Below are 11880 nucleotides of genomic sequence, written 5' to 3'. Positions count from 1 at the left end.
ATGTGAGGTGCCCATGGCTTCTTCCACATCTGCTCCGGAAAGTTTTGACCGGGCAGAGGCCTGTGTCGATGCGGTTTTGGACAAGGTTGGCAAGCGTATCGTTTTGGGCCTGCCTCTGGGCATTGGCAAAGCCAACCATTTTGCCAATGCCCTGTATGCTCGTGCCGAGGCCGACCCGGAAATATCCCTGACGATATTTACCGCGCTCACCCTGGAGCGGCCGTCCGGCGGTAGTGAACTGGAACGACGCTTTGTGCAGCCGCTGCTGGATCGCCTTTATCAGGACTACCAGGATCTCGCGTACAATCAGGCGCGTCGCAAAGGCCTTTTACCGGAAAATGTGGAAGTCTGCGAGTTCTTCATGCAACCGGGGAGCCTGCTCAATTCTTCATCGGCACAGCAGAGTTATGTAAGCTCGAACTACACCCATGTCCCCCGGGATCTCCTTGATCGCGGCGTCAATGTGGTGGCACAGATGGTCACCCCGGCGCTGGACGACTCCGGCGATTTCAGCCTCAGTTGCAACCCGGATTTAACACTACCTTTGCTCGCGCTCGCCAGGCAGCGCCGCTATGGCCCCATCACCATGGTGGGTGAGGTCAATAGCCGCTTGCCATTTGTCGGTGGTGATGCCCGTGTTCCCGCCAGCATGTTCGACGTTGTACTGAGCGGACCCGTGTTCAATGAGGATATCTTTCCCGCCCCCAATCCACCCGTGCGCCTTACCGACTATGCGCTTGGCTTTCATATTGCCGGCCTGGTCAAGGATGGCGGGACCCTGCAGGTGGGGATCGGTGCGCTGGGGGATGCGGTCTGCCACGTATTGGGGCTACGACAAAACAAGAACCTGGATTTTGTCGATATTCTAGAGGCCCTGCAGACCGATAAGCCTTCCAGCCTGTGTAAATTACCCTTGGAAACCGGCCGCTTTGAGCTGGGTATCTATGGCGCCAGTGAGATGGTTCCTGAGGGCTTTTTCCACCTGCGGGATGTGGGTGTACTGGTGCGAAAAGTCTATCCGGACACCGCACTGCAACAGCTGCTGAATGAGGGGCGGATTTCCGAAACGGTCGACGAGCGCATGTTACTGGCACTGCGTGATATCGGGCGAATCCAGAGTCCCTTGAGCGAACAGGACACCCGCTTTCTGCAGACCATGGGTATTGTTGATCCTTCTTACAGTTGGCGTGGCCATCGCTTCCTGGACGAGGGCGGCGAGATGGAGGAGTGCGATCTTCACTCGTCAAAAGGCCGGGAAAAACTACTGGGCGACTGCGCGGGTAAATCGTTAAAACTGGGCACCTGGCTGCACGGGGGGTTCTATCTGGGTTCCACGCGGCTGTATCAACGGCTGCGAAACATGCCCACCGGTGACATGGCCGGGATCAACATGACGGCAATCGACTTTATCAACGATATGCTGAAAAATCCTGATCTGAAAATCGCTCAGCGCCAGCACGCCCGTTTTGTGAATTCAGCGATGATGGTGACCCTCAATGGGGCAGTGATTTCCGATGGTCTTGAAGATGGCAGGGTTGTCAGTGGTGTGGGGGGGCAGTACAACTTTGTTGCCCAGGCACATGAGCTGCCCGGTGGCCGGTCGATTATTGCGCTCCCGAGTACACGGCACTCCGGCGGCCGCGTGTGCAGCAATATCGTGTGGGAGTACCCACACTGTACGATTCCCCGACACTTACGGGACATGGTCGTAACCGAATATGGTGTGGCGGACCTGCGTGGCAAAAGCGATCGCGATGTCATTGTCGCAATGCTTTGTATCGCCGATTCGCGCTTCCAGCAGGAGTTGCTGGAGAAGGCACAGGACGCCGGTAAAGTGGAGACGGGCTATTGTATTCCCGACGCGTTTACCAACAACACACCGGAACGCATACAGGCCGTGTTTACCCAGGGGCACCGGCCCGGCCTGTTGCCGTACTATCCACTGGGCACAGATCTGACCGAGGAGGAGGGGCGTCTTGCGGTCGCCCTGAAAGCGGTGAAGGAAGAGGGGCGCAAAATCTGGGAGTTGTGGCCGATTCTTCGCCAGGGGCTGAAAGCCTGCAAGAGCGATTCACCGGAGTTCCGTTCGGTGCACGCCTGTCTGGATCGGATGGGTTTCGATCGCAGTGACAATTTTGAACACCGGCTGGAGGCGTATGTGGTCGCCGGGGCACTGGTGCGGTTCTACGATGAGCGGCGCCCGCTGGGTGAGACCGCTGAGAATATCACCAGTGGGGCCGCCCATACGCAGTCAGGGAGTGCCGCGGGCTGAGCTGAGCGGCTTACCAACGCAGCGCTATTCGCTTTTTTGTTGGCTGGCCTGAATGGCCGTCAATGCAATGGTGTAAATGATGTCCTCGACGAGGGCACCGCGGGACAGGTCATTGACAGGCTTTCGCATGCCCTGCAGCATCGGCCCGATACTGATCAGATCCGCGCTGCGCTGAACTGCCTTGTAGGTCGTATTACCGGTATTCAGGTCCGGAAAAATAAATACCGTCGCACGACCGGCCACTGGACTATCCGGGGCCTTCTTTTTCGCAACATTTTCCATGATCGCCGCGTCGTACTGCAGCGGCCCGTCTATCACCAGGTCAGGCCGCTTTTCCTGCGCAAGTCTGGTCGCCTCGCGAACCTTCTCGACGTCACTTCCCGACCCGGAAGTGCCGGTGGAGTAGCTGATCATCGCCACCCGCGGTTCGATACCAAATGCCTCAGCAGAATCGGCGGACTGGATTGCGATATCTGCCAGTTCCTCTGCGTCGGGATCCGGGTTGATGGCGCAGTCGCCGTAAACCAGTACCTGATCCGGTAGCAACATAAAGAAAACCGATGATACCAGCGCTGCGCCGGGCGCTGTCTTGATCAGTTGCAGGGCAGGGCGGATGGTGTTTGCGGTGGTGTGCACGGCACCGGAGACCAGCCCATCCACCTCGCCCTCGGCCAACATCATGGTGCCAAGCACCACGTTGTCCTGAAGTTGTTCCTTCGCCACAATTTCAGTGAGCCCTTTGCTCTTACGCAGCTCAACCATGGCGTCCACGTATTTGTTGCGCGCATTCTGCGGGTCAATAATCTCGACCTTGTCGGCGAGTGAGATTCCCTGCTGTTCCGCCACCCGGTGAATCTCTTTCGGGTCACCCAGGAGTACCGGACGCGCTATACCTCGCTCCGCGCACACCAGTGCGGCTTTCACGGTGCGCGGTTCATCGCCTTCCGGAAGTACAATGCGCTTGTTGGCGCGCCGCGCAAGTTCGGTCAGATGATAGCGAAAGGCGGGGGGAGAAAGCCGTTTGGGGCGGTTCGAGTCCTTACCGAGCGATTCGAGCCAATGGTTGTCGAGATGCCCGGCAATGTAATCCTGCACTTTCTCAATGCGCTCGATATCGTCGGTCGGGGTCTCGGTATTGAACGATTGCAACTGCAGTGCAGTTTGCCAGGTATTGCTCTCCACCAGTATCACCGGCAGTCCCGTTTCCATCGCCGGCCCACACAATTTCCGGACTTGCGACTCGATGTGGTAGCCCCCGGTCAACAGCAGGCAGCCAATCTTTACCCCGTTCATGGCTGCAAGACAGGCAGCGACGATCACGTCCGGTCTGTCCCCGGAGGTCACCAGCATTGATCCGGGCTCAAACCGGTAAATCATGTTGCCCAATGAGCGAGAGCAGAAGGTAACACTGTGCAGCCGCCGGCTTTCCAGTTCCCCATAGTTGATGATTTCGGCCTGGAAGTGGTCCGCCAGGTCTTTCGCCCTGGGTGCCACCAGATCCGCATTCCAGGGGATGCAGCCAATTATTGGCAGCGGACTTTTCCCAAACAGGGATAGAATTTCGAGGCTGCCGCGACGTACCCGTGGGCCTTCGAAGACGCCGGTAATATCTGCGCCGGGTGCGTCCGGTACCTGGGATGGTGCGCCGACCTTGTTGACAATACAGCCCACAACGCGACCGGAACGGGTGCCACCGAAGGTGGTCATGGCCACCTCAAGGCGGTCTTTCAGTTGCTGGGTAGAATCCAGATTGGGGCAGACCACAAGGACGATTTCTGCATCCAGCGTCTTGGCAATGTGCAGGTTGAGTTGATTGGCAAACTGGTTTTCCGCATTGGGGACCAATCCTTCGACAATGGCGACATCAGCCTTGCGTGCATTTTCATTGAAACGGGCCAGTACTTCTTCCAGCAGATCCGCCAGGTCATCATGGCCGATCATCGACTCTGCTTGCTGCATGCTGAAGGATTCGGGCACTTTTAGGTTAGAGGCCCTGCGCAGAATTTCATTGCTGCGCTCCCGGTTGCGCGCATTTTTCACGGTCTCCGCGATGGGTTTATAAAAACTCACGCTGATTCCGTCCCGCTCCAGTGCGCGCAGGGCGCCAAGACTCACGGAAGTGATACCGACCCCGGTACTGATGGGTACCAGCATGATGGTACGAGGCATCGTCAGAGACTCCCGTTGGCAGACACCAGTCGCGCGGCGTCCCGCGCAATCACCCACTCTTCGTTGGTGGGAATCACCAGCACCGGTCGATCCTGCAGGCCATCGGTGGATGAGTGAATCGGACCTTCTGCACCAAAGCGCATCTGTGCATTGGCACCAGTGTCGAGCCGGTATCCCAGCCCACACAGTTGTGCCAGTACTTTTTCCCGGATCAGGGCGGAGTTTTCGCCGATTCCACCGGTGAAAACGACTCCATCGACCCGGCTCAGCACGCCGTGATAGGCGGCGATGTATTTACTCAGCCGATAGCAGAAAATGTCCAGGGCCAGTTGTGCCCCGCGGTGCCCCTCGGACGATGCCGCTTCCAGCGTGCGGCAATCGTTGCTGAGCTCGGAGATTCCCAGCAGGCCACTCTGTTTGTTTAGCAGGTCATTGATCTCTTTCAGACAATAGTCCATGCACGCACCGAGGTGCATCAGCAGACCCGGATCCACATCCCCACTGCGGGTTCCCATCACCAACCCCTCGAGCGGTGTCAGGCCCATGCTGGTGTCCACGCTCTTTCCGTTGGCGATGGCGGTAACCGAGGCGCCGTTACCCAGGTGCGCGGAGATGATATTGATCTTTTGCGCTGGAATTTCGAGAAGTTCCGCGGCGCGCCCGGTCACAAATCGGTGGCTGGTGCCATGCATGCCATAGCGGCGGATGCCGTGCTCGCGATAGAGCGCGTACGGCAGCGCATAGATATATGCGTGTTGCGGCATCGTCTGATGGAATGCGGTATCGAATACGGCGACCTGGGGCAAGTCTGGAAATGCCGCAGCCGCAGCCTCGATACCGAGCAGGTGTGCGGGGTTGTGTAACGGCGCGAGCGCTACGCAGTCTCGAATTGCGCGGATCACACCGTCATCAATCCGGACCGATTCCGAAAACTTCTCGCCCCCGTGCACTACCCGGTGCCCGATGGCTATGATTTGCTGATACAGATCGTCGGCTGGCTGAAGGATCTCCTCCACCAGAAACCGAATTGCGTCGCTATTCCGCGCCCCCTCCGGCAGGGGATGGGAAAATCGCTCGCCACCCAGCTTCCAGCTGACCGAGGGTTCCGTCTGTCCCAGTGCCTCCCCGATTCCGCTCAGTGCAACATCGCCAGTGGCGGGGTCAGTCACTGCAAATTTCAGTGAAGAGCTCCCACAATTGAGCACGAGCACATAACCATTGACTGGAAACGGAGTAGACATAAGCGGCGGTAAAACATCGTGTGGATTGCCTAAAGCCTAGTCTATTTTTCCGCCAAAAGGCATGGCCGGGAATAATGTAGAAGCGCGCCGCTCCTGAACAACCAGAAACGGAGAAACAAAAAAGGGCCGCTAAGCGGCCCGAAAGTGAGTGAAGCGATTCTCAGGGATTTCTACGAATCGGCTCAAACAGATTAACCAAACTGGTTCATGGTGTTGTCTTTACCGGCGGCTTTCAGTGCAGCTTCACCGGCAAAGTACTCTTTGTGGTCGTCGCCCATATCGGAGCCGGCCATATTCTGGTGTTTCACGCAGGCAATACCCTGACGGATTTCCTTGCGCTGCACACCTTCCACGTAGCCGAGCATACCTTTTTCACCGAAGTACTCTTTGGCGAGGTTGTCCGTCGACAGTGCTGCAGTGTGGTAGGTGGGCAGCGTAATCAGGTGGTGGAAGATGCCCGCCTCGCGGGATGCGTCCGCCTGGAAGGTACGGATCTTCTCGTCCGCCGCTTTAGAGAGCTCGGAGTCGTCATACTCGGCGCTCATCAGGTTGTCGCGGTCGTAAGCAGAGACATCTTTGCCTTCTTCTTTCCAGGCATCAAATACCTGCTGACGGAAGTTCAGGGTCCAGTTGAAAGACGGGCTGTTGTTGTACACCAGTTTTGCGTCGGGAACCTGCTTGCGAATCTCGTCCATCATGGCGCCAATCTGGCGAACGTGCGGTTTTTCGGTCTCGATCCAGATCAGGTCAGCGCCGTTTTGCAGGGAAGTGACACTGTCGAGAATGCAGCGTGCTTCGCCGGTACCTTTGCGGAACTGGAACAGGTTGGATGCCAGGCGCTTCGGACGCAGCAGCTTGCCATCACGGTTGATGATCACATCGCCATTGTTCAGATCCGAGGCAGCGACTTCTTCACAGTCCAGGAAGCTGTTGTACTGGTCACCGAGATCGCCCGGCTCTTTGGTCACCGCGATCTGCTTGGTGAGGCCGGCACCCAGGGAGTCGGTGCGGGCAACGATGACACCGTTATCGACACCCAGCTCAAGGAAGGCATAGCGAACCGCGCGGATCTTGGCCAGAAACTCCTCGTGGGGAACGGTTACCTTGCCGTCCTGGTGACCACACTGCTTCTCGTCGGAAACCTGGTTTTCGATCTGGATACAGCAGGCCCCCGCTTCGATCATTTTCTTGGCCAGCAGGTAAGTGGCCTCGGCATTGCCAAAACCGGCATCAATGTCGGCGATAATCGGCACCACGTGAGTAACATGATTGTCGATCTGGTTCTGAATGTTTTTTGCCTTCACCTGGTCGCCGGCTTCTCGTGCGGCGTCCAGTTCACGGAACAGACCGCCCAGCTCGCGGGCATCCGCCTGGCGCAGGAAGGTGTAGAGCTCTTCGATCAGCGCCGCCACCGAGGTCTTTTCATGCATGGACTGATCGGGCAGGGGACCGAATTCGCTGCGCAGAGCGGCAACCATCCAGCCGGACAGGTACAGATAACGACGGTCGGTATTCCCTTCGAAGTGTTTCTTGATGGAAATCATTTTTTGCTGGCCGATAAAGCCGTGCCAGCAACCCAGGGACTGGGTGTACTTGGAGCTGTCCTGGTCGTAGGCCTCCATGTCCTTGCGCATGATGTCCGCGGTGTAGCGCGCGATATCCAGGCCGGTCTTGAATTTGTTTTGCAGACGCATGCGTGCGACGGATTCCGGGCTGATGGCATCCCAGGTGCTGCCGTTGGCGTCACACAGCTTGGCAGCTGTTTCGATCTCTTTTGCGTAGCTAGACATGGCAATTTTCCCTTGAACGGTGACTGCGAATAGGTTGTGCGTATCCTAGGAGTGCTGGCATAATTTGGCTAATTTATTGTCATTATTCTCGCTATACAAAGCGTGAATGTATGACCGGAGCGCCCTGAAACCACAACAAACCACCGGCAAACGGAGTCCGGTAGCGAGTGTGCCGATGAATCTGGAACGAGCTGATCTCAACCTCCTGGTATACCTGGACGTACTGCTGCGGGAGCGCAATGTGACCCGCGCGGCCAGCCATCTGGGGCTGTCACAGCCCGCCATGAGTAACGGACTCAAGCGGTTGCGCGAACTGTTCGGCGACCCGCTGCTGGTGCGAACCCGGGAGGGGATGATGCCCACCGAGCGCGCCATGGAGCTGCAGCCCATGGTGCGGGAAGCGCTGGCGGCCATTGATCAGGTCATCCAGCCGAACCGGGACTTCACGCCCAGGGACGCGCGCCGCACCTTCCGTATCATGGCGAGTGACTACGCGGAATCCACATTGATTCCCCCGCTGCTGAAACAATTGCGGGTGGGGGCTCCTGGTATCAGTCTAGACATCATGACCCCGTCGGACGTGAGCTTCGTGGACGTGGAGCAGGGCAAGGTGGACATGGTGATCAACCGCTTTGACTCCATGCCGCAGAGCTTTCATCAGGCCACGATCTGGAGCGATAGCTTTTCCTGTGTGATGCGTACGGATAACCCGATACTGCAGGACTACAATCTGGAGAGTTATCTCGGAGCACAGCACATCTGGGTCAGTAAAACCGGTATGGGGGTTGGCGTCGGGGTAAACCCGGAAGATGTACAGCGGCTCGGCTGGGTGGATGAGGCCATAGGAAGACTGGGGCGCAAGCGGGATATCTCGGTGTTTACCCGCCATTACCAGGTGGCGATGCTTCTCGCCGAGCAGAGTGACCTGATCGTCACCGTACCGACCCGTATGGCCCAGTTGGCGTCCAGTAATCCCAGGGTAGTGCTTCGCGAACCACCACTGAAAATACCACCGCTGGAGCTGAAAATGGCCTGGAGCCCGTTGCTGCAGCAGAGCGCCCCCCACCGTTGGATGCGTCGATTGATCCTGGATGTGGGTCGTCAGCTATAGCCTGGATGCCCGGTAATTCATTTCGCGAATAGTGAAGATTGCACCTATAAATTAGTGATATGGGTTGTGCGGTGTTTAGAATGCCGCAGAACTCACCAGTACCAAGAGGTCAGACATGACGGAAAGAGTCCGTATCGGCGGTCTGCAAATCGCCGCAGAACTGCACGCATTGATCGCGAAGGAAGTGATCCCGGGCACCGGGGTTGAAGAGGAAGTGTTCTGGACGGAATTCGAGAAAATCGTCGACGACCTGGCCCCGGTCAACCGGGCGCTGCTCAACAAGCGCGATCAGATCCAGGGCCAGATGGATCAATGGTACCGCGACAATCCCAACGGGTTTCGTGACCTCGAAAAATACAAAGCTTTTCTGACAGAAATCGGTTATCTGGTGGATGAACCGGCGGATTTCACTGCCCGGACCGAAAATGTTGATGCGGAAATCGCTACCATGGCGGGCCCGCAGCTGGTTGTACCGGTAATGAATGCGCGTTACGCACTGAACGCAGCCAATGCACGCTGGGGCAGTCTGTATGACGCGCTCTACGGCACCGATGTGATCAGCGAAGACGATGGTGCGGAGAAGTCGGGGGAATACAATCCGGTGCGCGGTGGCAAAGTCATTGCCTTTGGGCGGGATTTTCTCAACCGGGCCGCGCCGCTGAATGGCGCCAGCCATAAAGATGTGGCGGAGTACCGTATCAATGGTTCTCTGCTGGAGGCTGAATTGCAAAATGGCAAAGTCGCAACTTTGCAAAATAGCCGGCAATACCGCGGTTATCGCGGTGCACAGGACGCACCGCAAGCCATTCTGCTGCAACACAATGACCTGCACTTTGAGATCCAGATTGACCGCGACAGTCCCATCGGCAAAACAGATAGCGCCGGGGTAAAAGATATTCTCGTGGAAGCAGCGCTGACCACCATTATGGATTGTGAAGACTCGGTCGCCGCTGTGGACGCAGAGGATAAGGTGATCGTATACCGCAACTGGCTGGGTCTGATGAAAGGTGACCTGCAGGAGACGGTGCAAAAGGGTGGTCGTGACATCGTGCGTACCCTGAATGGGGATCGTGAGTATCAGGGCGCGGAAGGTGGCCAGCTGACGCTGCCCGGACGCAGCCTGATGTTCGTGCGCAACGTGGGCCACCTGATGACCAACGACGCGGTGCTGGATGAAGAGGGCAATGAGGTGCCGGAAGGTATTCTCGATGCCATGATCACCAGCCTGATCGCGATCCATGATCTGCGTGGCGAGGGACCGGTGCGCAATTCCCGTGCGGGCAGTGTGTATATCGTAAAGCCGAAAATGCATGGCCCCGAAGAGGTTGCGTTTGCCAATACCCTGTTCAACCGGGTGGAAGATGCGCTCGGCCTGGCACGAAATACTGTCAAAATGGGCATTATGGATGAGGAGCGTCGCACCACGGTCAATCTCAAGGCCTGTATCGCCGAGGCGCGGGACCGGGTGGTATTTATCAATACCGGCTTCCTCGATCGCACTGGCGACGAAATTCATACCTCGATGCTGGCAGGGCCGATGATCCGCAAGGGAGATATGAAGCAGTCCAAATGGATTGCCGCCTACGAAGACTGGAATGTGGACACCGGGCTGGCCACGGGCCTGAAAGGGCGCGCACAGATCGGCAAGGGCATGTGGCCCATCCCCGATCAGATGGCGGCGATGATGGAGGCCAAAATCGGCCATCCCAAAGCCGGTGCCAATACCGCCTGGGTGCCTTCGCCGACCGCGGCCACATTGCACGCTCTGCATTATCATCAGGTAAATGTGGCGGATGTGCAGGATCAGCTGAGCAGCCGTAAATCCGCACAACTCGACGATATCCTGACGGTGCCGGTGGCGGAGAATGCCGACTGGAGTGACGCGGAGATCCAGCGTGAACTGGATAACAACGCCCAGGGGATTCTCGGGTATGTGGTGCGCTGGATCGATCAGGGTGTAGGCTGCTCCAAAGTGCCGGATATCAACGACGTGGGACTGATGGAAGATCGCGCCACGTTACGCATTTCGTCACAACATATCGCCAACTGGCTCAAGCAGGGGGTCTGTAGCGAGGATCAGGTGCGGGAAACCATGCAACGCATGGCTGCCGTAGTAGATCGCCAGAACGCAGCGGACCCGGCGTACCGGCCGATGGCGCCGGCGTTTGATCGTAGCATAGCCTTCCAGGCGGCCTGCGAGCTGGTATTTGAGGGATGTGCACAGCCCAACGGTTACACCGAGCCGGTATTGCACCGCCGCCGTCGGGAGTTCAAAGCAAGTCAGCGCTGAGGATCAGCGCGATAGGGCCGACCTGTCTACAGGACAAATTGTCTCAGGGATGGGTCGGGTCGCGCATTCAGCCAGTTTTGCTCGAATACGTCCTGCAGTTTGCGATTTCGCACCGGGTCGTCACCGCGGTACTGACCAATCCACTTGTTTGCATCGGCTATCAGTAGACTCTGACGGTCATCGGCGATCGCAAACTCCCAGTCGCCCGGCTCACTGCTGTTTTGAATTTTGTGCAGGCTGATTCGGCTATTGAGTCGCTGGGTCAGGGGCAGCAGTCGGTGCGGTTGGCGCAGAAGCGGGTCGCTGTCGGCAATCAGAATCTCCACCCGCGCGTAGCGGCTGCGGCGCGCAAACTGCGATAGCGCATCGACACAGTCCTCCTGGTGGTAAATTGCGCGCGCAAGATGTTGCGAATATATGCGCACCCGGCGGCGGCTTCGGGTCAACAGCACAGTCAGCGCCTCTGCACAGGCTGCACTGCCGTCCAGGTCGACCACGCTGGGCTCGGTATCTGTCACACCAGCCTGGAGCCGGTTGCGTCGATCAGCGGTTCCAGTCATCGAGATTTGCGCAGGGTTCTTTCTCGTTCAGGGTGCGCTCCATGCGCATATGCGGGATCCCGGCCTCCATAAATTCTTCCCCCGCACTGGCAAAGCCGGCGCGCTCGTAGAACGGGATCGCCTGCACCTGGGCATTCAGGTAGACATTTTTCTGCCCGGAGAGCGCGGCAAATTTGCAGATTCGGCGCAGCAGTTCGAGCCCGGCACCGAGACCCCGGGCTTCTTTCAGTATGGCTATGCGGCCAATTTTCCCACCATCGGTCAGCCGCCCGGTGCCTATGGGCTTGTTCTCGTGATACACGAGAAAGTGTTGTGCGGACGCTTCCAGCTCGTCCCATTCCAGCTCCGGCGGTACCTGCTGCTCATCCACAAACACCTTCTGGCGAATGCTGCGAATGGCATCCCGGTCCGTCTGCCAATCAGCAAGGCGTACAAACAGACTCATGA

8 protein-coding genes are annotated in these 11880 nt (G+C 57.7%); 3 read left to right on the top strand and 5 right to left on the bottom strand.

All coding sequences use genetic code 11. From position 1 onward, the window contains the following. Positions 1 to 13: 13 nt before the first annotated feature. Positions 14 to 2272, top strand: coding sequence for an acetyl-CoA hydrolase/transferase C-terminal domain-containing protein (locus tag LRR79_RS11825; RefSeq protein WP_231757409.1), 2259 nt, complete (start codon positions 14 to 16; stop codon positions 2270 to 2272). 24 nt (positions 2273 to 2296) lie between these two features. Here LRR79_RS11825 and pta read toward each other — a convergent pair whose 3' ends face one another. From pta to LRR79_RS11810, 3 genes are all read right to left on the bottom strand, one after another. Beyond that, complete coding sequence (gene pta, locus LRR79_RS11820) at positions 2297 to 4441, bottom strand: phosphate acetyltransferase (protein WP_231757408.1); 2145 nt, start codon at positions 4439 to 4441, stop codon at positions 2297 to 2299. A 2-nt stretch (positions 4442 to 4443) separates the two neighbouring features. Further along, positions 4444 to 5682, bottom strand: coding sequence for an acetate kinase (locus tag LRR79_RS11815; RefSeq protein WP_231757407.1), 1239 nt, complete (start codon positions 5680 to 5682; stop codon positions 4444 to 4446). 191 nt (positions 5683 to 5873) lie between these two features. Continuing rightward, a complete protein-coding gene (locus LRR79_RS11810) occupies positions 5874 to 7472 on the bottom strand; it encodes an isocitrate lyase (RefSeq protein ID WP_231757406.1) in 1599 nt (532 codons plus the stop codon). 175 nt (positions 7473 to 7647) lie between these two features. Here LRR79_RS11810 and LRR79_RS11805 point away from each other — a divergent pair, with 175 nt between their 5' ends. After that, complete coding sequence (locus tag LRR79_RS11805; protein ID WP_231757405.1) at positions 7648 to 8583, top strand: LysR family transcriptional regulator; 936 nt, start codon at positions 7648 to 7650, stop codon at positions 8581 to 8583. Between the two features lie 115 nt (positions 8584 to 8698). Continuing rightward, positions 8699 to 10873: a malate synthase G gene (locus LRR79_RS11800; RefSeq protein ID WP_231757404.1), complete on the top strand. Its 2175-nt coding sequence runs from the start codon at positions 8699 to 8701 to the stop codon at positions 10871 to 10873. Between the two features lie 26 nt (positions 10874 to 10899). Here the strand turns inward: LRR79_RS11800 and LRR79_RS11795 are convergent, their stop codons facing one another. Then, the gene (locus LRR79_RS11795) at positions 10900 to 11433 is read right to left on the bottom strand and encodes a DUF7931 domain-containing protein (RefSeq protein ID WP_231757403.1); all 534 of its coding nucleotides are present in this window, start codon (positions 11431 to 11433) and stop codon (positions 10900 to 10902) included. After that, entirely contained in the window at positions 11417 to 11878 is a 462-nt protein-coding gene (locus LRR79_RS11790; protein ID WP_231757402.1) for a GNAT family N-acetyltransferase, read from the bottom strand. The genes LRR79_RS11795 and LRR79_RS11790 overlap by 17 nt, the downstream gene beginning before the upstream one ends. Positions 11879 to 11880 lie beyond the last annotated feature (2 nt).

This window comes from Microbulbifer elongatus, assembly GCF_021165935.1.
In the GTDB taxonomy this organism is placed as follows: domain Bacteria; phylum Pseudomonadota; class Gammaproteobacteria; order Pseudomonadales; family Cellvibrionaceae; genus Microbulbifer; species Microbulbifer elongatus.
The sequence above is the reverse complement of the archived record's forward strand: the minus strand, read 5'-3'. Positions and strand labels throughout refer to the sequence as shown.